This is a genomic window from Verrucomicrobiia bacterium, from assembly GCA_035946615.1.
Taxonomy (GTDB): domain Bacteria; phylum Verrucomicrobiota; class Verrucomicrobiia; order Limisphaerales; family UBA8199; genus DASYZB01.
In genome coordinates this window covers 1-23085 of the sequence record DASYZB010000009.1, presented here as the reverse complement: position 1 = coordinate 23085, position 23085 = coordinate 1, and the positions used below count along the sequence as shown (strand labels likewise).

The window sequence follows — 23085 nt, the reverse complement described above, 5'->3', positions numbered from 1 at the left end:
ACGGCACGTACAACTCGCCGGAACCGGCTCAAACGTGTCACGGTCTAAGCCGTATAGCTTCCCGACGACACGGCCCCTCCGTGTCCGGTCCAGTTGCTATGGAAGAACTGGCCGCGCGGTTGATCGAGACGCTCGTAAGTGTGGGCGCCGAAATAATCGCGCTGGGCCTGAAGCAGGTTTGCCGGCAATCGTTCGCTTCGATAACCGTCATAGAAAGACAAGGCGGTGCTGAAAGCCGGCACGGGGATGCCCTTCTTGACCGCAGCCGCCACGGCATTGCGCCAGGCGCGGTGGGAGCCATTGAGGGCTTTGCGAAAGAACGGGTCGAGCATCAGGTTGGTCAATTTTGGATGTTTGTCAAAGGCCTCTTTAATCTTGCCCAGAAACACGCTGCGAATAATGCAACCCCCGCGCCACATCAGGGCCACGCCGCCGTAGTTGAGTTTCCAATGATACTGCTGGGCCGCCGCTCGCATCAGCATGTAGCCCTGCGCGTAGGAGATGATCTTCGAAGCATAGAGCGCCTGGCGGATTTCCTCAATAATCCGGGCGCGCTCGCCTTTGATGGCCGGCTTGGGGCCGCGCAGCTTTTTGGCTGCAATCACGCGCTCCTCTTTCAGGGCCGATAACATCCGCGCATAGACCGCCTCGGCAATCAACGTAATGGGCGTGGCCAGGTCCTGCGATGAAATCACCGTCCATTTGCCCGTGCCTTTCTGCCCGGCCGTATCGAGGATTTTATCTACCAGCGGCTGGCCGTCGCTGTCCTTGAAGGCAAGGATGTCGCGGGTGATTTCGATGAGGTACGAGTTGAGTTCGCCTTGCTGCCACTGGGCAAAGACGTCATGCATTTCCGGTGCGCTCAGGCCCAGGCCCATTTTCATCAGGTTGTAGGCCTCGCAGATGAGCTGCATGTCGCCGTATTCGATGCCGTTATGCACCATTTTGACGTAATGGCCTGCACCGTTTTCTCCCACCCAATCGCAGCAGGGCGCGCCATCATCCACTTTTGCAGCTATCTTCTGAAAAATGTCCTTCACATGCGGCCAGGCCGTCGGCGAACCGCCCGGCATGATGCTCGGACCATGCCTCGCCCCCTCTTCGCCGCCAGAAACTCCCGTGCCGACGTACAGCAGGCCCTTGGATTCGACGTGCTGCGCCCGGCGAATGGTGTCTTCGAATAGCGAATTGCCGCCGTCAATGATGATGTCGCCCGCTTCAAGCAGCGGCAATAGTTGCTCGATAAACTCGTCCACAGGTTTTCCGGCTTTGACCATCAACATCACGCGGCGCGGTTTCTTGAGAAGACCAACCATCTCTTCGAGCGAATGGGCTCCGATCACCTGAGTGCCTTTGGCTTCCTTGTTCAGGAAATCATCAACCTTCGACACCGTCCGGTTAAAGGCCGCGACGGTGAAGCCGTGGTCGTTCATGTTTAAGATGAGGTTCTGGCCCATGACGGCCAGCCCGATAAGGGCGATATCAGCTCTTGGTTCCATAAATCAGTCCTTTCCTATCAAAGGCGGCACCATACAAAAACGGGGCTCATCCGCCAGAGAAATCGCCATGTTGAGGCTTTCCGGGTTCATGGGGGGGCTCAATTTGGCTGAGGCAGCCGCACTCCGGCAAGCCATATCCGGCCACGACCAATCGGACGGCCGCGCGCACGCGTTGCACCTCGCGCTCCACCGCACCGAAGTCCTCAAAAGGAACCTGGAGGCGCTGGCCGACCAAATCTTTGGCGTGGGCCACCAGGATAATGCGCTTCTTTCTGCCCTCCGGCATCACCTAAGCCGGGAATTGACCGCCGATGAAATCTCGGCGGCGCAGCAGGGAGAATTCCCGGCCTCACTCCAGTTAGCCAATCTGCCCGAGGCGGCATAACTCGAATTAGTAGCCCCAATGCCGAGTCAGCCGCCGCGGCTGACGGCACTCTGAAACTCCAATTCCGCGTTGCCAACCTCGGAGACGTAGTAATTCCAAATTTCGAAGATGTCCGACCTGGCGGCTGGCGCTAATAGGAATTGGCTCATTTCGGCTTTCGAGCTCGAAATGCTTTGCTAATGGCTTTTAATTCCGCTTCGGCCAGCTCTCCCGGAATGCCCTTTTCGTCGTTGAGTTCGTTCAGCCCTTCGCTCGCCCGCAGCGCAGCAGAGGGCGAAGGATGGTGTCCTTCAAAGCTTTAGCGAAGGAGGACCGCTCGTGAAGCTTGCAAATACGCCACAACAACGCCATACTAATGGCATGAAAACAACCGTTGAACTCGACGCATCCAACCGGATCGTGCTTTCTCGTGACTTGCGGCGCGCAGCCGGAATCCCGCAAAGGCAGAAACTTATCGTTTCGGCAACGCCGGGGCGGATCGTGTTGGAAATGGAGAACAATGCTCCCGGGCGCATTATTAGACGCGGGAAGCTCAAGGTTTGGACCGGTGCAGTGCCCACTACACCAATCGAGGAGGCGGTTAACCAATCACGGCATTACACTCGATGACCTTTCTTGATACCGGTATCATAGTCGGAGCCGTATTGGAGTCGCATCCAGAACATATGGCCTGCCTCTCGGCACTGGAGGATTCGGAACAGCCGTTCTCGAATGCTCATGCGTTGGCCGAAACCTTCGCAACTCTAACGGGGTTTTACAAGGTCCCGACGGAGGCTGCAGCCGATTTGACTCTGGGGCTTCGTACTTCAATTGAGGTCGAACCATTGGCGTTAGCGGACTACGAAGCATCGATTCGGGAGGCACGTAGCCGGGGGGTAATGGGCGGGGGAATTTACGATTCCTTGCACGCGAGCTTTGCCCGCCGCAAAAGGGCATTCCAGATCGTCACACGGAACCCCTCCCATTTTCACCATGTGGCGCCGGACATCGAGATACTGACGCCTTAAGGCAGAAAAGCCACTCCGGGTCCCTTCGAAAGGGCTTAAGCCCAGCGCACAATGTTTTATTCAGGGCGAGAACAGGCGAACGCTGACTTTCGGCTTATCGTTTGAAAACCGGTGTGTGACTTTGCCCTGAATGGCATTTCAGGAGGTCAGTCCCACGCACCACACACGATCTAGCTTTTGTTATTCAACTGACGCCCTCAGCCATCGACAAAATGATTTCGGCCTTTTCTCCTGATTATTTTCTGGACGAAGCTGGGGTCCGGGCCGCTTATCAACCACCACACCAGCTCGATGCGCTCGACGGATAACTGAGTTACCATACCTGGAAAGAAACTTATCGCATGGATGGGGGTTTGTGGGCTGGAATCACAGGAAAAGAGGCGAAAAGCCGCAAAAAAGAAGGTAAGAAACTTTGGCATGGTTTAGGCTAAGAGGTTGCCGGGTTCTTCGAGCGCAGACCGAGAACCCGAACCTGCGGAAGGAACTCAGGTCAGTCAGTCCGAGATGTTCGGCTGCCGTAGGAGAAAAGAATTTAGCGGCGACCCACCGCTCCCTGTGGCTCGGCTCACGCCCGCGACCGGCCACAGGGGTTTTTTTTGCGATGAAAAAGAAGATTCTGATAGGGGACGACGACCCTTCGGTGCGCCAGATGATTGGGCGCGTGCTGGAAGTGGCCGGTTACATGACCCTGCGCTCCGGCGGAGGGAGCGAAGCGGTTTCCAAATTCCGCGCCGCTGAACCAGACCTGGTGTTGCTGGATTTGAGGAGCCCGGACCACCACGGCTGGGAGGCATTCGAGCAAATCAGCCGCTTCAATAGCCTGGTCCCGTTAGTTGCCATCACCGCTTGGCCCAACCAATATGGAAATGCCGTCGAGCGCGGGATTGATGCGTTGATGGAAAAGCCCCTGGATTTGCAATTACTGTTGCAAACCATTGGGGAGTTGCTTGCCGAACCCGAATCGGTTCGAACCCAGAGGATCACTGACCGCAATTTCACGACGGCTTACCTGGGCCATCCCAATCCAGTAGCTTCTCACGCCTGAAAGCGCAGCCCGCTTAGGCGCTCAGTCAATTCCCCAGTTGGGACGAATGTCTTGGTCCAACGACGTGCCAGCCGGTTGGCGCAATAGGCGTCGTTCAGCCAATACCCCAATCATCGCGGCGTTATCGGTGCACAGCGCGCGTTGAGCCAGGAGGAGCTTAAAACCTTCGCGCTCGCAAGCGGCGGTCAGCTCCTGGCGCAATGCACGGTTGCACGTCACCCCCCCGGAGGCGGTGATCCATCTGACGCCTAACCGTCTGGCAGCGCGCATCGTCTTGCTCACCAATACATCCACAATCGCCTTCTGCACGCTGGCGCACAGGTCCCGCAATCCTTGGTCTTCGCGCAGCAGGCCGGGATTATCGCGCAAGAAATATCGAACCGAGGTTTTCAAACCACTAAAGCTGAAATCATCGTTGCTTTCATGAATCATCGGACGCGGAAACTCAAAGGCCTTCGGGTTTCCCTTCTCAGCCAGCCGGTCAATTTCCGGCCCCGCCGGGTAGGCCAAACCCATCAGCTTGCCAGTTTTATCGAAGCACTCACCGGCGGCGTCATCGACCGTCGAGCCCAGCAGGCGATGGTCCAATTCACCGCAGACCTGCACCAGCAAGGTGTGGCCTCCGCTCACAACGAGCGACACATTGGGCTCGAGTTCTTCAAAGCGCGCGACGGGCGGGGTGCCTTGCAGCCAGGGGGAATAGAGGTGAGCCTCGTGATGATGAACGCCCAGGAATGGACGGCGTAAAGAAAATGCGAGGGCCTGGGCCGCTTTCAAGCCCACTAACAGAGCGCTGGGAAGACCCGGGCCTTGCGTCGCGGCGACTGCATCCAACTGTTCAGGCCCGGCACCGGCCTGCTTCAGCACTGCGGCGGAGAGGGGAAGGAGGTTGCGCAGATGCTCGCGCGCTGCCAACTCCGGCACGACCCCGCCATATTCGGCGTGCAGGCCGACTTGGGATGAGACCATGTTAGCCAGCACACGTCCTCCCTGGATGAGCGCCGCGCTGGTCTCATCGCAGGAAGTCTCGAATGCCAGCAGCATTACTGCGGGACAGGCACCTTTTCGTTTCTGGCTACCCGTTTGTCCGCCAGGGGTGTCCGCTGCGTGAACAGGGTGATGCCCTTCAGCAGGTCCATTGCCCGATCGATCTGAGGGTCCTGCAGGTGCTCTAGCCGATCACGCTCGGGTTGCTCCAGGCTTTGCAAACCGCCCGGCGCCCGCTGGAGTTGCATATCGCGGTCCTGCTCGTCGGTGACTGGCACGATGATGTCGGGAGTAATGCCGCGTTCATGAATGACTTTGTGACTTGGGGTGTAATACTTTGCGGTGGTCAGGCGCAATGCCGAACCGTCTTTCAATGGCATGATGCTTTGCACGGACCCTTTGCCGAAGGTCTTCTCGCCCAGGATAATGCCGCGTTTGAGGTCTTGGAGGCAGCCCGCCACAATTTCCGAGGCGCTGGCGCTGTACCCGTTCACCAGCACAACCATCGGCATATCGTGCAACTCATCTCCGCTCCCGGTGGCGCGGTGTTCTGAATCCTGGGCAGGGTTACGGCCTTCGGTTGTTACAATCAGGGTGCCTCGGGGGAGGAACTTCTCGCATACATCCACCGCCTGTTCGAGCAATCCGCCGGGATTCCATCGTAAATCCAGGATCAAGCCCTGCATATGTTCGGACTTGAGCTTATTCAACGCCGCCTCGAGTTCGTCGCTGGTCTTCTCTCCAAACTGAACCAGGCGCACATAGCCGATCTTGTTCTCGCCTAATGGAAACTCCTTTTTCCCATTGATGTCTTTGGCCATATCGACATTAATGACCGAGCGCGTCAATTTGTACTCCTTGACCTGGCTGGTTGAAGGCCGAAAAATAGTCAGTCGCACGTCGGTCCCAGGGTCCCCCCGCAGCGTCTTTACCGTCTCTTGCAGCCCCAACTTTTCTGTGCTTTTCCCGTCCACCCGAATAATCCTGTCACCGGACATAATGCCGGCCTTAAAGCCGGGACTGTCATCCATCGGGGCGACGACAGTAATGAAGTTGTCTCGCATCGAGACTACGATGCCCAAACCGCCAAAGGCGCCCTGGGTATCATTCTGAAGTTCCTTGTACTGTTCAGGTTCCATGAATTCGCTGTGTGGGTCCAGGGTATTGAGCATCCCCTTAAGCGCTCCATACACCAGGTCTTGATAGGTCAGATTCTTGCCATCAACGTAGTCCTTGCGCACTTTCTCCATCACGAAGGAGAAAAGCTCCAAACTCGGATAGGGCGAATCCTTCTCAGCGGCTTGGGCGGTGCTGAAATAGACGCGCGCTCCGATAATCAAATTGATGCTCAGAACCACCAACACCACCCCGTAAATTACTCGTCGTTTCATAAAAAACTTCAATCAGTCTGGCAGCACAATATAGGCCACACAGAGAGTTTGCAAGGCGGGGTAAAAGGGCCTAAACGGCTTTCAACCGAAACACCCTGGGCTGGCATAGAGGAGGCCTTTGGCCTTCAGGCTAGAATCTTGTCAGGGCCTCCAACTCCTTGACGCGCTTTTCGATGTGGCGGCGAGTGATGCGCATTGTGCGCGTCAGCCCAAAGCCTTCGCAGCAGAAGGAGGCCACGACTGTTCCGTAGATCATCGCGCGCCGGATGTTCCGCTCCACTGAGCCTGCGCAACTGGAAAGATACCCCATCATCCCCCCAACGAACGAGTCGCCCGCTCCGGTTGGATCGACAACCTTGCGCAAGGGGTACGCCGGGCAAATGAACAATCCCTGCGGACCAGAGAGCAGCGAACCGTGCGAACCCTTTTTAATCACTACGTACCTGGGCCCGAGCTTATGGATTTTCTTTAATGCCCCGAAGAGGTTCTCCTCCTGGGTGAGTTGGTGAGCTTCGCTGTCGTTGAGGACAAAGGCGTCCAATCGCTTCAGCAGCTTCAATAAGTCCGGCAGGGCTATATTGAGCCAGAGGTCCATCGTATCGGCAGCCACAAATCGGGGGTGCCGCATTTGGTCCAGAACGTGCAGTTGAAGCCCCGGCGCGATATTGGCCAGCAACACAAACGGGGCCTTCTGATGCGAATTGGGCAGGGTCGGGCTGAAGGTTTCGAAGACCCCCAATTCGGTCAGGAGCGTGCGCCGGTTGTTCATATTGGCCTCGTATTCCCCCGACCAATGAAAGGTTTTACCGGGCAGAATCTGCAGGGCTTTCAGATCGATTTTGTTCCGGCGATAGACCTGCAAATACCGTTTTGGAAAATCTTCCCCAACAACTCCAACCAGCCTGACCGGGCTGAAGAAGCTGGCGGCCACCGCCGCGTGGCTGGCCGAGCCGCCCAGCAGACGCGGGTTTTCGGCGGTCGGAGTCTTAATCGAATCAAGCGCTGTCGAGCCGACAATCAAAACACTCATAGGTTCAAGTCCATCTGTCTTCTAAAGTTTAGGAAAACACAACCGCTCTTTAAAGGCCCGGCAGGCCGCTGTCAAATCTTCAGCGTTCAGGATTGCGGACACCACACAAATCCGTGTCGCTCCCGCCGCCAGCACGTCATCGAGGTTGCCTAAATCGATTCCCCCAATGGCGAACCAGGGAATGGTTGCCAGTAAATGCCCTGCAGCCCAGCGGACGTATTGGAGCGTGACAGGTTTGGCCTGCGGCTTGGTCCCGGTGGAATAGACCGGCCCGATCCCTAAATAATCCGCCCCTGCACCATGCGCCTCGAGCGCCTGTCCGGGCGAATGGGTGCTCAGGCCGATGCGCACCTTGGAGTTCGGAAACGATTTGCCCGCTTGCCCGGCAAATAATTCAGAAACCCGGGTGTGGCCCCCCCCGAAGAAATCCTCCTGGCCCAGGTGACAACCATCCGCCCCGGTTTCAATCGCTATATCGAGGTGATCGTTGATGATAAGACCCACATTCGCCCGGCGGGTCACGGGCAGAATCGCCTCGGCCATCTGCCGGACTTCATCTTTGGAAGCCCCTTTGGCCCGCAACTGAATCAGGTCGGCGCCCCCTGCGCAAAGCTGCGCGGCGATTTGTTGGGGCCTCCGGCCATGGAGGTAGCTCGTATCAACAAACGCATAAAGCCTGCATTCCTGGAGCGGTTTCATCCAAAACAGAGGCAGTTGTAGTCAGAAGCGCGCTCGGCGGCAAGACCGTAGGAAACAGGGTGTGTAGCGTTGAGGACCCTTGGCTTTGCGTTCCTTGCGTTCTTTTGCGGCTAATCAATCCCTTTTCCCTTTCCCTGCAAACATCTCCTTCACCAGCGCCGGCAGCTTGCAATTGTCGCACACCGCGTTCGAGTGCTCGCAAAAATCCCGCACAATTTGCATCAACCCCTGCTGCGCCGCCGCCCCCGGCAACGACTGCAGCCCCGCGCCCCCTAAAAGCCGCTCACGCGCCAGACGCAGCACCGAATTGTCCTGCGCCGCCCGCCACCGCATAAACCGCCCCTCCAGCCCCTCCTGTACCCCGCCCGCTTTGCCTTCCAACGCCCGCGCCCACAGCCACGGCAATACCACATTCACCGCCAGGTCCGTTACCCGACTCGCCCCCAGCAGCGGCTGGGCCTTCCTGAGTCGCCGCGAACTCAGCGTCCAATGATACGACCAAAACTCGTCCGGGGCCAACTCCAGCAACTCGTGCAGCTTTTGCCCCACCGCCCTCTCCGGCCCCTCTTGCGCGCACCATCCCTCCAGCCTCGACGCCACACATCCCCCCGCCGCCCACCCCGACGCCAAGGCCAGCCGACGTTGCGGATGATTCGCCGGACGCATCCCGTGCAAATGCCACAACCCCCGCGGCAGAATCGCCTCGGCAAACCCATCCCGTTCACGCCACCAACTGTCCCAAAGCCCGCGCACATATCGGTCCGTGCCTGCCTGGCCACCCTTTAACTCCACCGGCAATAACCCGCTCAAACCCAGCAGACGCGCCTGCATCACCTGTGCCCTGCCCGGATTGCCGCCCTCTCCGCCTCCTCCGCCCCTGCCCGAAACCCGGTCCCGCCCCAGGCGGCCTGCTTCCTCACCCGCAATCAACCCCCAGCGTGGGCGCAGCTCCGCCAGCCGTTGCATCGGCCACACATTATGCTTGTACCCCAGCCCTCGAAACAGCCCCTCCCAGAGCGCTTGTTCCCAGCCCTCCTGCCTCGCTCGCGCCTGGAATTGCGCCGCCTTGCTCCGCAGCCGCACCTGGGCCGCCTGGTGCAGCAGTTCGAGTTGCTCGGCCGGCTTCAATCCCCCCAAAGGCGCGCAACAACGGCCACGCCATTGCTCCGGCAGCCCCGAACTGGCCTCTCCGCCCAGCCACAAGCTCAGCTCGCCTAGAGGAGCATCCAGGACCTGGCGCAGCAGCAATACTGGCCGACCGCTACTGGGGCCTGCGGGCGGGTCGGCGTCCCATACCACATGCAGAATTACATTTGCGAAAGCCGGGTTGCGGTCATGGCCATGCGCATGCCACCCATTTGCGCGCAAATCCAACTCGACATCGCCCGAACGGGCTGGCTCGTCCCCAAACTGCACCACCGCTCCACGGAAATCCGGCCCGCTCTCGACGTTATGAAAGCCCGGATGAAGAATGCGCAGCGGCTGGCCGTCCAAGGTCTTCAATTGATCGCGCAGCAAACGTTGATGTTGCCAAATCCTTTGCAAGAGCCGCTCCGGCGGGGATTGGGCGTCCTCCTGCAGCACGAGCACCGCGCCACACCGCACGCGGGCCTCGGCGTAAAAGTTGTCCAGCATCAGCCTCACCGGGCCAATCATGTGCCTCCTGTGGCCGTTTATGTCAATGAGCTTTGTATGGAGTGGGTTGAGTTTCGGGTGAAAAAGGGCCGAAATGAAAAATAAAAAATGCTCAATTCTCAATGCTCAATGAATGAGCATCGATCATCGAGCATTACCGGGAGGACCGTTGGATGGACTGTAAAGAGGGACCCCTCTCCCCGGGTCACCAGGCGCCAAAAATTGAGCATTGAAGATTTGTTATCTATGTGAATTCTTCCCCTCTTTCATTTTGTGTTGGCTCACCCAGCCCGTTCCTGCTTACAATTGAGATTGGGTTGCATCCATGAACGATGAATTGATGATCGAAGTGGCGAACCTGACCAAACGGTATGCCGGTCAAACCGCTGTGTCGAACATCTCGTTTACGGTCAGGCGCGGAGAAGTTGTAGGCCTGCTGGGCCCCAATGGGGCCGGCAAGAGCACCACCATGCGCATCCTCTCCTGCTACCTCCCTGCCACCTCCGGCACCGTGCGCGTCGCCGGACTCGATGTCTTTCACCACTCCAACGAAGTGCGCCGCCGCATCGGTTACATGCCCGAAAACAACCCGCTCCATGCCGACATGCGCGTGCGCGAATACCTCAAGTTCAGGGCCCGTCTCAAGGGGCTGGACGTCAAGTCCTCCCGGCGCCGCGTCGATTGTGTCATGGAACAATGCAGCCTCACCGAGGTCTCGCGCCGCATCATCGGCCAGCTCTCCAAAGGCTACCGCCAGCGCGTCGGCCTGGCCGATGCCCTCGTCCATGAACCCGAACTCATCATCCTCGATGAACCCACTATCGGCCTGGACCCGCACCAAATCCGCTCCGTGCGCCAGCTCATCAAGGGCCTCGCCCAGGCCCATACCGTCCTCATCTCCACCCACATCCTGCCCGAGGCCGAAATGACCTGCAACCGCATGGTCATCATGTATGAAGGCAAAATCCTCGCCGCCGACACCCCCGAAAACCTCCAGCGCCTCATGAGCAGCAACAGCCAGGTCCTCGCCGAAATCGCCGCCCCCCTGGCCGACCTCCGCCAATGCTGGCTCGAAATGCCCGAAATCGAACAATTTGATGTCTCCGCCGCCGAGGGCGATTTCTTCCGCTGCGCCCTCACCCCGCGCAACGGCTTGGACCTGCGCCCCCGCGTCTTTGCCCTCGCCCGCGAACGCGGCTGGCCCCTCCGCGAACTGACCCGCAAAAGCCATTCCCTCGAAGACATCTACCTCCAGGTCACTCGCCCCGACGAGGAGGACCACTGATGCAGGCCTTTTGCACCCTCACACGCCGCGAGTTGGCCGGTTATTTCTTTTCCATCACCGGCTACCTCATTATCGCCGCCTCTGTCTTCCTCCTGGGCCTGAGCTTTGTCGTCCTCCTGGTCAACCTCCAGCAGGAACCCACCACCATGCCCATCACCGAGGTCTTTTATATCACTCCCTTCTTTTGGCTCATCCTCCTCCTGGCCACCCCGGTCATTACCATGCGCCTCTTTGCCCTGGAAAAGTTTACCGGCACGTTCGAAACCCTCATGACTACCCCCGTCAGCGATCTCCAGGTCGTTCTGGCCAAGTTCACCGCCGGCATCGTCTTCTTCCTCCTGATGTGGCTCCCCCTCCTCCTCTGCCTCCTCGTCGTGCGCCATTATACCTCCGACCCCGCCGCTCTGGACCCCGGCACCCTCGCCAGCACGTTCCTGGGCATCGTCTTGTTGGGCTGCCTCTTTGTTTCCCTCGGCCTCTGCGCCTCCGCTCTCACCCGCAGCCAGGTCGCCGCCGCCATGATTTCCCTCGTCTTCGGCGGCAGCCTCTTTCTCGTCAGTGTCCTGGCCTCCCATATCCCCCTCCAGGCCACCTGGCAAACTCAGGTCCTGTCATCCTTGAACTTTTTCGACCAAATGCACGACTTCGCCCGCGGTGTCATCGATAGCCGGCCCGTCGTGCTCTATGTCTCCCTGACGCTTTTTTTCCTGTTCCTGACCCTCCGCGTAGTCGAGAGCCGCCGCTGGAAATAGCATACATGAACCACACCTTCAATTCGCCCATGCCTCTCCCTCTCCCCTTCCCAAGGGAAGAGGGCAGGGGAGAGGGTTCTCTGTGAGCATTCCATCACCTCTAATATGCCGATGTTTCTCCCTCTCCCCTTCCCAGGGGGCGAGGGCCGGGAAGAGGCCTCCTCTATGAGCATTCCATCCCACCGCCCTCCCAGTAAAGCCCCCCCCAGCTTCTCCCCGTTCCGCAGGTGGGCCATCGGCTTCAACGTCGTCCTGGTCGTCCTTGTTGTCCTCGCCGTGGTCGTCATGGTCAATTACCTCAGCCACGATTATTTCCACCGCTGGCATGTCAATTCCAACGCCAAAACCACCCTCGCACCGCGCACCGTTCAGTTCCTCCATTCCCTCACAAACCAGGTCAAGGTCACCGTCTATTATGACCGCGACGACCCCTTCTTCACACCCATCGTCGATCTCCTCAACGAATACCGCGCCGTCAATCGCAACCTCTCCATACAAATCATCGACTATAACCGCGACCCAGGCGCCGCTCAGCAGCTTAAACTCAAATACCGCTTCCTCGCCTCGCCCACCGCCAAAAGCCTCATCATCTTTGACGCCGGTCAGGGCCGCGTCAAACCCGTCGATGGCGCCGCTATCGCCCAATACGCCCTCGAACGCGTCCCCAACGAAACCCAGCGCGAGTTCCGCCGCAAGCCCGTCGCCTTTGCCGGCGAACGCGCCTTCGATTCCGCTCTCATCTTTGTCAGCAACCCGGCCCCCTTCCAGACCTGGTTCCTCATCGGCCACGGCGAACACCAGATCGACGACGGCGATGACAGCGTCGGTTACGTCAAGTTCGCCTCCGCCCTCCGCGAGAATTATATTCAACCACTCCCCGTCAATCTCCTGGGCACCAACGCCCCTCTCGACCCCCAGCATTGCAACCTCCTGGTCATCGCCGGCCCCAATTCCAAACTCGAACCCTCCGAACTGGCCCGCATCGATCAATACCTTAACCAGGGCGGGCGCCTCTTTGCCCTGTTCAGCGTCCTTTCCCTCAAAAATGGCGATACCGGCCTCGAGCCCCTGCTCGCCAAATGGGGTGTCAACGTCACCACCAACATCATCTCCGAACACCCCGACCACTCCATCGCCGGCTCCGATGTTATCGTCGATACTTTCGGCAATCATCCTATCGTCAACCCACTCCAGGACCTCCGCCTCCAGCTTATCCTCCCTCGCTCCATCGGCAAAATCCACTCCCGCTCCCAAGCTCCCGATGCGCCGCACGTCGAGGAACTCGCCTTCTCCAGCCCCAATTCCTTCATCAAAGACACCAACCCCCGTGACCATCAGGCCTTCCCGCTCATCGTCGCTGTCGAGAAAGGCGACATCAAAGGCCTCACCACCGAGCGCGGCACCACCCGTATCGTCGTTTCCGGTGATTCCATCTTCCTCGCTAACCACCAAATCGACTCCGCAGCCAATCGGGACTTCGGCGTCCTGGCCGCCAATTGGCTCCTCGACCGCCCACAACTCCTCGAAGGCGTCGGCCCGCGCCCTGTCACCGAATACAAACTCCTCATGACCCGCTCCCAACTCCAGGGCGCCCAATGGATTCTCCTCGCCGCCATGCCCGGCTCCATCCTCGGCCTCGGCTCTCTCGTCTGGTTGCGCCGCAGAAGATAAAGCCCCGGCATGAGTTTCAAAAATACCTGGCTCTGGCTCCTCGTCGCCTCTGGCCTCTTTGCTTTCATCTTCTTCTTCCAGCGCAACTTCCATCATGCCTCGGGCGCCCTAAAAATCCTCCCCAACCTCGCCCCTGCCGATGTCACTTCCATCCAGGTTCGCCCCGGCCCCGGCCAACTCGAAATCCGCGCCTGCCGCACCAATGCCGCCTGGCAGTTGACCGAGCCCTTGGTTTACCCTGCCCAGGCCGCCTCCATCGACGACCTCCTCAAAGGCCTCCTCAACCTCACCGCCGCCGCCTCCATCTCCGAGTCCGAACTCCGCGCCCATACCAACGCCGATGAAGAGTTCGGCTTCGCTTCCCCACAGGCCTCCATCCTCATTCAACAGGGCGATTACCTCATCCACGTCCTCCTGGGCGATAAAACTCCCCCCGGTGACCAGCTCTTCCTTGAGGTCGTTGGACACGAAGGCGCCTTCGTCGTGGACGCCTCTCTCCTCAAACTCATCCCCCGCTCCGCCAACGACTGGCGCGATACCACCCTGCTTAACCTCGACGCACCCTTCGACCGCATCGCCGTCACCAATAACTCCAAGGCCTTCGTCCTCCGCCGGGACCCCAACCTCCTCTGGCGCGTCGTCGATCCCTTCCCAGCTCGCGCTGACAACGCCCGCATCGAGGATTCCCTCCGCCGCCTCCACGCCCTCCGCGTTCGCCAGTTCGTTTCCGATGACCCTAAAGCCGACCTCGATTCCTTTGGCCTCGCCAACCCGGATACCCAACTCGCCCTGGCCCACGGCACCAACCCGCCCGTCCTCCTCCAGTTCGGCAAAATCGCCACCAACGACCCCTCACAAATCTATGCCCGGCGCGCCGATCAAAATACCATCGTCACCGTCACCACCAATGCCCTGGCCCCATGGCGCGGGATCTCCGCTAATGATTTCCGCGACCCGCACCTCCTGACCCTCACCGAACCCGTCCAGACGCTCGAAGTCCATGCCCAGGACCACCCCTTCTCTCTCGTCGCTAACCCAACCAACGATTCCTGGCGCGTCTTGCCCGAAAATTTCCCCGCCGATGCCACCGCTGTACAGGATTGCCTCTCTCTCATGGGCAACCTCAAAATCATCGATTTTGCTAAAGACGTCGTCAATGCCCCGGATTGGCCCAAATATGGCCTGGACCCCCCCGCCCGCCGTTACATCCTCAAAGCCGCCCCCGGCCCTTCTTCCACTACCAATACCCTCCTGGCTGACCTCTATTTCGGTTTCGCCACCAACCAGCCCAACCGCGTTTATGCCCGACGCGCCGACGAAACGTCCGTCTATGCCGTCAGCCCGGATGATTTCGCCAAACTCCCTTACGCCCCCTACCAGTTGCGTGAACGTAAGCTTTGGTCCTTCTCTACCAACGACATCGCCGGCATCACCATCCACCAGGCCGGCAAAATACGCTCCATCCTCCGCGCCGAGGCCTACAAATGGTCCCTCGCACCGGGTTCTCAGGGCGTCGTTGATGATATCCCTCTTGAGGAAACCGTTCGTGGCCTCTGCCAGGCCACCGCCGCCGACTGGGCCGGCTTCGGCCCCACTAACTTTTCCCGCTTCGGCTTCACCAACCCTCCCTACGAAGTTACCTTCGACCTCAAGAATGGACAGAAAGCCTCCATCCAATTCGGCGGCGATGCCCCCTCCGGCAACCGCTACGCCGCCGTCTCCTTCGACGGCCAACCCTGGTTCCTCGAACTGCCTTGGCTCCTCTACCGCGACATCGCTGCCTACCTCGCGGCCCCGTGAACCTCTCCTCCAATGGGCCATCCTCATCACAGACCCTTCTGGCGACTCTGCTTCCTCTGCTTCAGGCGCTGCCGTATTGCCCTCTGGTTCCTCATCTTCCTCCTCCTGGCTTCCATTATCTATCTCAACCAGGTCGGCCTCCCTTCCTGGATTTCTCGCCCTCTAGTCCAGCGCCTCCAGGCTCGCGGACTCGACCTCCAGTTCTCTCGCCTGCGCCTCCGCTTTTACCAGGGCTTCGTCGCTGATAATGTCCGCTTCGGCCAGGCCGGACAGCCTCTCAGCCCTCACCTCCTCGTCAACGAGGTCCGCCTCCTGCTCAACTTCCGCGCCTTGGCTCACCTCCATTTCCAGATCGATGCCCTCGTCTTGCAGCGCGGCCAGTTGACCTGGCCCCTGCCGGACTACCCGCCCGACAACGCCCTCTCTGTCCAGCACATCCAAACTTACCTCCGCTTCCTTCCCAATGACCAATGGGCTTTGGACGATTTCAGCGCCTCCTTCGCCGGCGCTCATATCCAACTCTCAGGCATCATCACCAACGCCTCCGCTCTCCGCCATTGGAAGGTCCTTCATCCTGCCGGCCACGCTCGCCCTTCACTCGAGGTCTGGCCCAACCGCCTCCGGCGCCTCGCCGAAACTCTCGACCGCATCCATTTCTCCGCCTCGCCCGAACTGCGCCTGGACCTCTCCGGCGATGCCCGCTCACCCGAGAGTTTCACCGCCCGCATCGCCCTCACCGCACCCGGCGCCGATACCCCTTGGGGCGCTGTCTCCCAGGGCCGCTTCACCGCAAAACTCTTTCCCGCAGATACCAACGGCTCCTTGCGCGCCCAATTGAACCTCGAAGCAGCCCAAGCCAAAAGCCGGTGGGCCGCCATTACCAATTTCGCCCTCCTCATCCACCTCGTCTCGCTCCCCGGCTCCACCAATCTTGTCACCGCAGACTTGCGCCTCTCCGCCGACCAGGCCCATACCCAGTGGGCACAAGGCACCAATGCCTTGTTCACCGCTCAGTGGGTCCACTCAATTACCAACCCCGTCCCTCTTTCTGGTCAGGGCCATTTCCAGTGCGGCTTCGTCCAATCCCGCTGGGGCAGCGCCGCTCAACTGGATTTCAGCGGCAGCATGGACCGCCTCCTCTCAACCAATCTGCCTCCCGCCTCCGACCCCGCCTGGGGGCTCTGGACCAACCTCCAGCCTTTCCTCCTCGATTGGCGCTGCCATCTCTCCGATTTCCAGTCCCCAAAAATCGTCGTCGATGAAATCACTTGCGCGGGCAAGTGGCGCGCCCCGCTGTTGACCATCACCAACCTCGAAGCACGCCTCTATCAAGGCAGCCTCAACGCCCACGCCGGCCTCAATGTCGCTTCCCGCCTGGCACACGCTTCCCTTTCCTCCGATTTCGACCCCCATAAAATCCACGCCCTCCTCACCGAAGGTGGCCGCCGCTTTCTCCAACCCCTCGCCTGGGACCAACCCCCTCGCCTCTCTGCCGACCTCGCCCTCACTTTGCCCGCCTGGACCAACCTCCAACCGGATTGGCGCGCCGAGATCCGCCCCTCGTTCCAAATCCACGGCCAATTCTCTCTCGAACACGGCGGCTCTTTCAATACCATCCCCGTTGCCTCCGCCCGCTCCCATTTCGCCTATTCCAATCTCTCCTGGTCTTTGCCAGACCTCACTCTCACCCGCCCCGAGGGCCGCATCGAGGCCCTCCTCCACGCCAGCGACCTAACCCACGATTTCTATTGGCACTTCTCCAGCTCCATCGATCCCCGCATCCTGCGACCCTTGCTCGATCAACCCCAACAACGCGCCTTCGATCTCATCTCCTTCTCCCAACCGCCTCTTCTGGATGCGGAGGTTTGGGGCCGCTTTCACGACCCACAGCGCACCGGCTTCAAAGCCCGCGTTGCCTTAACCAATTTTTCCTTGCGCGGCGCATCGGCAACTTCCCTCCAAACCGCCCTCCAATATACCAATCGAGTGCTCCAATGCCTCGCTCCTCTCGTCCAGCTCGGCCCCCAACTCTTGCGCGCCGACGGCTTGGCCGCCGATTTTAACGTCCACCTGGTTTATCTCACCAACGGCTTTAGCACCGCTGACCCCTTGCTCGTCGCTCGCGCCATCGGTCCTCATATCGCTCGCGCCATCGAACCCTATCACTTCGACCACCCTCCCGTCGCCCATGTCCACGGCATCATTCCAATGGAAGGCGAGGAAGGCGCCGATCTGGAGTTTGACCTCGACGGAGGCCCGTTTCATTGGTGGAAGCTGGCCTCTCCCCACATCACCGGCCACGTCCATTGGGCGGGACTCCAACTGGCTTTGAGCGGCGTCCGCGCTGATTTCTATGACGGCGCCGCCTGGGGCAGCGCCAACTTCCGTTTCCATCCCAACCAACCCGCCGCTCTGCAGTTCTCTCTCAGCGCCACTAATGCCCTCTTGCAATTCCTCGCCGCCGACCTCTCTCCCGGAACCAACCACCTCGAAGGCCGCCTCAGCGGCAACCTGTCGGTCACCCAGGGCGATACAGAGAACTGGCAGTCGGTGTTCGGCTACGGCTCCCTGGACCTGCGCGACGGCGTCATTTGGGACATCCCCTTATTCGGCATCTTCAGCCCGGTGCTCAACGGCATCGCCCCCGGCTTGGGCAGCAGCCGTGCCACCGCCGCCACCTGCACCTTTGTCGCCACCAACGGCGTCCTGCGCTCCGACGACCTCGAAATCCGCTCTCCACCCGTGCGCCTGGATTACCGCGGAACTGTCGATTTGCAAAGCCGGCTCAACGCTCGAGTCGAAGCCGCCCTCCTGCGCGATATGTGGCTCGTCGGCCCCATTGTTAGCACCGTCTTTTGGCCGGTGACCAAAATGTTCGAATACAAAGTGACCGGCACCCTCCACGACCCCAAGAGCGAGCCGGTGTTTATCCTGCCCAAACTCATGCTCCTGCCCTTTCATCCCTTGCGCGGCTTGAAAGGCCTGCTGCCCGAAGAACCCGGCCTCTCTCACACCAACTCCCCTCCCCCCCCTTAAATATTGAGCAGTCCCTAACGATCTCACCCCTTTGTCGGAAACTTAACTTACCTACACCACGTGCAGCAAAGGGAATTGCCTCCCCAATATCGGAACACTCGGCGTCTTGAGCCAGTTCTCCAAAACCGACGCATACACCGACCGGAAATCCACGGTGTACCTGATATCTCCTTGGAAAAGGTCCCCCGGAGCCAGGCTCGGGAATGTCCCCAGCAACCCCGCCTGGAGCTTCTTTCCAATCATAAACAACGGCGCCGCCGCCCCGTGATCGGTGCCCCCGCTGGCGTTCTCCGCTACGCGCCGGCCGAACTCGCTGAACGTCATCACCAGCACCCGCGAGAGATTCCCTTGCTTTTCCATATCATCCACAAACGCTCTTACCGAATCCCCCAAATCCTGCAGCAACCGATTTTGCGTCGCAACCTGGTTGGTATGCGTGTCGTAACCCCCTTGCGAGAGATAAAACACCCGCGCCTGCAGCCCCCCTCCAATGAGCTTGGCCGTCAGCTTCAAAGAATTCCCCAGCGGCGACGCCGGATAGACCCCTTGCGTTTCGCTCCGGCTTGCTATCTCCCGAATCGTGTCGGAACTCACTCGCGCCTCCAGGGCGGTGCGTTCCAGAAAATCCAGCGCCGAGCCGCCGCTCAATCGCCCCGCCCCGTGAATCGACCCTATGCTCCCGCCGGAATTGGCCGAGACATCCCCATCCGCCTGGTTCAGTTTTTGAAAAGATTCATCAACCATTTGCGCCTCATGCGCCCCTTCGCCGCGCGGCGGCAGAAATCGATAGTTCTGCGGGTTTTCCAGGCTGATGCCCATCGGGTCTTTGGCAAAAAAAGCCTGGGGCGTCTGCCGCCCGACGCTCACCCCTACAGTCGGGTCGCACCCGGCGCAGGCATTATCGAAGTAGCGCCCCAACCATCCGTAACGCTCGAACCGATTCGAGTCGCTGGCCGTCTGCCAAATTTCGGTCGAACGAAAATGCGACCGGTTGGGATTGGGGTAGCCGGCGCCCTGCACGATGGCCAGGCGCCCGGCGTCATACAGTTCTTTGAACCCGGTCAGGTGCGGATGCAGAGCCAACTCGTCATTGAGCTTGAGCAATCCCTCCCCTTTCAACCCGATCCGTGGACGGGCGCGATGATAGTAATCGTTCGTGTAGGGCACGACTGTATTCAAGCCGTCATTACCCCCGGCCATTTGCAAGACCACCAGGATCGGTCCGTCCCGCCCGGTAACCGCCTGCGTCGCTTTATCGGCGGCTTCGGCCTGCAGCGCAGAAAGCGTGTTGGCCAGGAACGTTGGAATCGTCCAGCTAAAGGCCCCGCCCAGGAGCGTGGCGCGCAGGAAATCACGCCGGGTTTGGAAAGTCGGCTCGGTTTTCATAATTTAAGTCAATTGGTATTCCGGTGTCGCCATGACCAGCCGAATGGCATTCAAAACCGTCTGGTCGTTCAGCTCGCCTTCGCCGTCCAGGTAATCGCGCAGCGCCTTCTCCTGTTTGGCTTTGAGTTTGGATTGCAGCAGGCGCCGTTCGAGCGCCGCGACCAGGCCATCCTGGCTGGCAAGCTCCTGGTCGGAGAACAATTTGCGCACATCCACCCCGCCCACGCTGGATTGGGCGAACCGGCGTCTCATGGCCCGGTCAAGCCCCGGACGATTGGCCAGCCCCCCCGCCAGCATCGACTTGTCTCCCTGCACCAGACCAGTATGGCTGCCTCGTTATACCGCGCCAGCAGCGTGTTGGTCGTTATCCAGCTCAGTCCCCCATCCCACCCTTTCACGTTGGGCGGCGCCAACAGGTCCTGGCCCAGGTTGCGGGTCAATCCGAAACAAACCAGCGGCGGGGGCAACTCCCGTTCGAGCATGCGCGCGCTGCCCACCAGCCATTGGACCGGGCTCTTGACCTGGTTGCGGATGATCGACGCCGCATAAAACTCTTCAGAAAGAAACAGCGTCCGCATCAGCGGCTTGAATTCGTTTCCTTTATTCCTGAACTCCGCCGCCAGCGCCTCGTTCAAACTCCCCGAGGGCTCCGACCCGGCAAAGAAGGTCCACAATTTGCCGGTAATAAATCGGGCGGACTCTGCCCGCGCTGCAATCAAACGCAGGAGATCGTCCCCATTGAAATTCCCTTGCTGGCCGAAAATGGTCTTCTGCCCGTTGTCATGCCAGTATGGCCGCTCGATAAACTCCTGCTCGCGTCGGTTGTACGACCAACCCGTCAGGGCCCGCGCCGCTTCGGTCACATCCTTTTCCGTGTAATTGCCTTCGCCCAGGGTGAACAACTCCATCAACTCCCGCGCGAAATTCTCGTTGGGATGCTCCTTGCGGCTTTGGGCCTCGTCCAGCCAGATCAGCATCGCCGGGTCCTTTCCCATGGCGGTGAGCAGCTCGAGCCATTTGCCCGTCGCCAGCCGGCGAAACAAATCATTCTGACGCCACATCAGGTAGGCATCCCGCACCTTCTGCATGCTCGTCGCGAAGTGGCCGTGCCAGAAAAGAACCATCCTCTCCTGGAATGGCCTCGGGCCTTTGGCCATTCGCTCCAGCCACCAACCCTTCAACTCGATAAAATGATCCCGCTGCCCCTTTTGCTCGGCCTGTTGAATTTTCCGCCGCTCTTCAGGTCCTGCCATCCGCGCCGCGCGCAGCCGCTCGAAACGCTCCGGGTCAGGCTTGGCCCACTCGGGATTGGGCGTCGTATCCGGCGTGGATTCATAATCCACAAACCACGAAACCGCTTTCTCCGGCCCCAGCGCCACCAGCCTCTCAATCTCTCCCGGCGTGCCCCCAAAACCGGCGCGGTTCAGCAGGTGCGACGCCGTGGTGAAATTCCACCGATCCCTTGACAAAGCCTGCAACATACATAATCAAAGACGTTAATCCCCTCCAAAAGGTTTCATGATTTGCCCATCGCACCACGCAAACCCCAGGCCAGCCCGCAAGCTGATAATCAGCCAACCTCCGGACCACCGATGGCGAACTGCCGGCGTGGGTCGCCCAGGGTGGCGTTCTCGCCAAGAAACATTCGGATCAAAGGGCGTTGGACACTGAGCACGTGGCCTTGCGCCCACGACACTGCCCTCTCATTCGGATCGGGGATATCCCAAAAGATTGTATCGCCGGGGTTGCGCGCCTCCATCGCGCGGACCATGAGCCCTTCGATCAGGTCGAGGCCAACCTCGGGCGAGTTTGCTATCACGGGTCCAAGGTGGAGCGCCTGCGAACCAGGGCGGACGAAGCCCAATCCGGCCAAGCCGCCATTTTTGGATTCAGTCACCAAACCCACGCCTCCGGCGCTTCCCAATGTGACCCACAATGACCGGCGCCAGACGCCGAATGCCGCCGTATCCAGCGGTTCGACGAATGCTGCGTCCGCAGGCCGCCACGCTCTGAGTTCAGGCGCGGGGGTGGCCCGCTTGGCCGCCCCAGGACGGCCGGCCCAGCGTTTGAGGGTCCACTCGGTGCGAAAACCAAGTGCGTCATAGACCAGCTTGCCTTCGGGCGTAGCGTCCAGTTTGATACAGCGCACGCCGCGGTTGTGCAGATATGCAATGGCGTGTTGCAGCAGCGCGCGACCAATCCCGCGCCGGCGGAAATCCGGGTGCACCAGGACCATGCCGATCCAGGCTAATTGCGCCCCGTAGATGGTAGTCGTGGCTGTGCCGGCGGGTGTTCCTCTCCATTCCGCCAGGAAACAGCCATCCGGGTCCGTTGCCAGGAAGCGCTCCCAGTCTGCCAAGGTTTGGTTCCAACCGGCGAGTGCGCGAATAGAATCGGCGAAGGCCAGGTCTGCCGAGGTCAGCTTGCGCAGGCATAAGGCTGGTCGAGTGGATTCCATTTGCCTTGAACTTTTCAGCCGCGCAGCCATTCGTCCCGATTGCGGACCACGAACGGGTCATCATTCAGGTGCGGGTAAGCTTTATAGACCCTGTCAATCGCCTCGCCTTGACCCGGACTGAGAGTCTCGCTGGAATTGAGACACCACAGGCCGGCCAACAAACCCTGGCGGCGAAGCACTTCGTGGATGCCCGGGATGCAACCAGCGAACTGATGCGCCGCATCGAAGAATGCAGCGTTGCAGTCGGTGACCTCCACAGCGCGTTGGAGAAGTTGCGGCGGAACCGCTTGGCCGCTAAGGGCGACTCGGCGGCACTCGGCTTGTAATTCCACCGCACGTCGAGTCCAAACTGCCCAATGCCCCAGCAATCCGCCTACAATCCGGCGTTCGACCACGCGCCCACTCGTTCGGATACGATAAGGTGTAAGCAAATCAAGCACGATGGAATCATCGTTGCCGGTGTACAAAGCGATATCATCCCGGCCCGCTTCCGCCACCGCGCGCACGACGTCAAGGGTTTGGTATCGGTTAAAGGGTGCGATTTTGACCGCCACGACGTTTTCGATCTCGGCGAAGCGACCCCAAAAGGAAAACGACAGCAATCGGCCACCGACTGCCGGCTGCAAATAGAAACCGAAGACCGGGATGATTTCCGCCACGGCTTGGCAATGGGCGAGCAGTTGTTCTTCAGTCGCCTGGCGCAAGGCGCTCAAGCTAAGCAAGCCGGCGTCGTAGCCCAATTCGCGAGCCAGAGTAGCTTCGGCGACCGCCTGGCGTGTGGCGCCACAGAGACCGGCAATCCGCACCGCACGGCTTTCTTGTGCCTTTGCGGAAGCGTGAGCTTTGACCCCGCCGCGCCCAAATTGGTTTAAGGGAGCTGGAACCGCGGCCCGGGCCAGTTCCTCGGCCATCAATTCAAAAACGGGTTTAAGCAGGCCCGCCTTTTTATCGCGAATTTCGAATTGGGTCGTGTGCGCGCCAACAGCCACGCCGCCGGCGCCGGCGGCAAGGTAATAGCG

The 23085-nt window shown here is 59.9% G+C and carries 21 protein-coding genes; 9 read left to right on the top strand and 12 right to left on the bottom strand.

Annotated elements, in window-relative coordinates; all coding sequences use genetic code 11:
* Positions 1 to 44 precede the first annotated feature (44 nt).
* Positions 45 to 1499 carry a decarboxylating NADP(+)-dependent phosphogluconate dehydrogenase gene (gene gnd, locus VG146_01250; GenBank protein HEV2390966.1) on the bottom strand — a complete coding sequence of 485 codons (1455 nt, stop codon included), beginning with the start codon at positions 1497 to 1499 and terminating at the stop codon, positions 45 to 47.
* 67 nt (positions 1500 to 1566) lie between these two features.
* On the opposite strand from gnd, the gene VG146_01245 reads away from it, so the two are divergent.
* The 3 genes from VG146_01245 (at position 1567) to VG146_01235 (ending at position 2891) form a co-directional block, all read left to right on the top strand.
* The gene (locus tag VG146_01245; GenBank protein HEV2390965.1) at positions 1567 to 1884 is read left to right on the top strand and encodes a hypothetical protein; all 318 of its coding nucleotides are present in this window, start codon (positions 1567 to 1569) and stop codon (positions 1882 to 1884) included.
* A gap of 360 nt (positions 1885 to 2244) precedes the next feature.
* Positions 2245 to 2493 carry a hypothetical protein gene (locus VG146_01240; GenBank protein HEV2390964.1) on the top strand — a complete coding sequence of 83 codons (249 nt, stop codon included), beginning with the start codon at positions 2245 to 2247 and terminating at the stop codon, positions 2491 to 2493.
* A complete protein-coding gene (locus tag VG146_01235; protein HEV2390963.1) occupies positions 2490 to 2891 on the top strand; it encodes a PIN domain-containing protein in 402 nt (133 codons plus the stop codon). The genes VG146_01240 and VG146_01235 overlap by 4 nt, the downstream gene beginning before the upstream one ends.
* Positions 2892 to 3088: 197 nt before the next feature.
* On the opposite strand, the gene VG146_01230 is transcribed toward VG146_01235, so the two are convergent.
* The gene (locus tag VG146_01230) at positions 3089 to 3211 is read right to left on the bottom strand and encodes a hypothetical protein (protein ID HEV2390962.1); all 123 of its coding nucleotides are present in this window, start codon (positions 3209 to 3211) and stop codon (positions 3089 to 3091) included.
* A gap of 281 nt (positions 3212 to 3492) precedes the next feature.
* Here VG146_01230 and VG146_01225 point away from each other — a divergent pair, with 281 nt between their 5' ends.
* A complete protein-coding gene (locus tag VG146_01225; protein HEV2390961.1) occupies positions 3493 to 3936 on the top strand; it encodes a response regulator in 444 nt (147 codons plus the stop codon).
* A gap of 21 nt (positions 3937 to 3957) precedes the next feature.
* Here the strand turns inward: VG146_01225 and tsaD are convergent, their stop codons facing one another.
* The 5 genes from tsaD to VG146_01200 form a co-directional block, all read right to left on the bottom strand.
* Positions 3958 to 4980 (bottom strand): tRNA (adenosine(37)-N6)-threonylcarbamoyltransferase complex transferase subunit TsaD, encoded by a 1023-nt coding sequence (gene tsaD / locus VG146_01220; protein ID HEV2390960.1) that lies wholly within the window; start codon positions 4978 to 4980, stop codon positions 3958 to 3960.
* Positions 4980 to 6314 (bottom strand): S41 family peptidase, encoded by a 1335-nt coding sequence (locus VG146_01215; GenBank protein ID HEV2390959.1) that lies wholly within the window; start codon positions 6312 to 6314, stop codon positions 4980 to 4982. The genes tsaD and VG146_01215 overlap by 1 nt, the downstream gene beginning before the upstream one ends.
* 130 nt (positions 6315 to 6444) lie before the next feature.
* Positions 6445 to 7344 carry a PfkB family carbohydrate kinase gene (locus VG146_01210; GenBank protein ID HEV2390958.1) on the bottom strand — a complete coding sequence of 300 codons (900 nt, stop codon included), beginning with the start codon at positions 7342 to 7344 and terminating at the stop codon, positions 6445 to 6447.
* Positions 7345 to 7365: 21 nt separating this feature from the next.
* Positions 7366 to 8043, bottom strand: coding sequence for a thiamine phosphate synthase (thiE, locus tag VG146_01205; GenBank protein ID HEV2390957.1), 678 nt, complete (start codon positions 8041 to 8043; stop codon positions 7366 to 7368).
* A gap of 114 nt (positions 8044 to 8157) precedes the next feature.
* Positions 8158 to 9699: a DUF2851 family protein gene (locus VG146_01200; GenBank protein HEV2390956.1), complete on the bottom strand. Its 1542-nt coding sequence runs from the start codon at positions 9697 to 9699 to the stop codon at positions 8158 to 8160.
* A gap of 304 nt (positions 9700 to 10003) precedes the next feature.
* Here VG146_01200 and VG146_01195 point away from each other — a divergent pair, with 304 nt between their 5' ends.
* The 5 genes from VG146_01195 to VG146_01175 all read left to right on the top strand — a co-directional run bounded on the left by VG146_01195 (position 10004) and on the right by VG146_01175 (position 18222).
* A complete protein-coding gene (locus VG146_01195; GenBank protein HEV2390955.1) occupies positions 10004 to 10963 on the top strand; it encodes an ATP-binding cassette domain-containing protein in 960 nt (319 codons plus the stop codon).
* Entirely contained in the window at positions 10963 to 11715 is a 753-nt protein-coding gene (locus VG146_01190) for an ABC transporter permease (GenBank protein ID HEV2390954.1), read from the top strand. Before VG146_01195 ends, VG146_01190 begins: the two co-directional genes overlap by 1 nt.
* Positions 11716 to 11880: 165 nt before the next feature.
* On the top strand, positions 11881 to 13386 hold the full coding sequence (locus VG146_01185) for a GldG family protein (GenBank protein HEV2390953.1): 1506 nt from the start codon (positions 11881 to 11883) through the stop codon (positions 13384 to 13386).
* 9 nt (positions 13387 to 13395) lie between these two features.
* Positions 13396 to 15186, top strand: coding sequence for a DUF4340 domain-containing protein (locus tag VG146_01180; GenBank protein HEV2390952.1), 1791 nt, complete (start codon positions 13396 to 13398; stop codon positions 15184 to 15186).
* Between the two features lie 12 nt (positions 15187 to 15198).
* Complete coding sequence (locus tag VG146_01175; protein ID HEV2390951.1) at positions 15199 to 18222, top strand: AsmA-like C-terminal region-containing protein; 3024 nt, start codon at positions 15199 to 15201, stop codon at positions 18220 to 18222.
* A 51-nt stretch (positions 18223 to 18273) separates the two neighbouring features.
* Here VG146_01175 and VG146_01170 read toward each other — a convergent pair whose 3' ends face one another.
* The 5 genes from VG146_01170 to VG146_01150 form a co-directional block, all read right to left on the bottom strand.
* On the bottom strand, positions 18274 to 19608 hold the full coding sequence (locus VG146_01170; protein ID HEV2390950.1) for a DUF1501 domain-containing protein: 1335 nt from the start codon (positions 19606 to 19608) through the stop codon (positions 18274 to 18276).
* A gap of 3 nt (positions 19609 to 19611) precedes the next feature.
* On the bottom strand, positions 19612 to 19860 hold the full coding sequence (locus tag VG146_01165; protein ID HEV2390949.1) for a hypothetical protein: 249 nt from the start codon (positions 19858 to 19860) through the stop codon (positions 19612 to 19614).
* The gene (locus tag VG146_01160) at positions 19857 to 21089 is read right to left on the bottom strand and encodes a DUF1800 domain-containing protein (GenBank protein ID HEV2390948.1); all 1233 of its coding nucleotides are present in this window, start codon (positions 21087 to 21089) and stop codon (positions 19857 to 19859) included. The genes VG146_01165 and VG146_01160 overlap by 4 nt, the downstream gene beginning before the upstream one ends.
* A gap of 89 nt (positions 21090 to 21178) precedes the next feature.
* Positions 21179 to 22066, bottom strand: coding sequence for a GNAT family N-acetyltransferase (locus VG146_01155; protein HEV2390947.1), 888 nt, complete (start codon positions 22064 to 22066; stop codon positions 21179 to 21181).
* A gap of 14 nt (positions 22067 to 22080) precedes the next feature.
* The coding region (locus tag VG146_01150) for a dihydrodipicolinate synthase family protein (GenBank protein ID HEV2390946.1) at positions 22081 to 23085 on the bottom strand (1005 nt) is incomplete at its 5' end.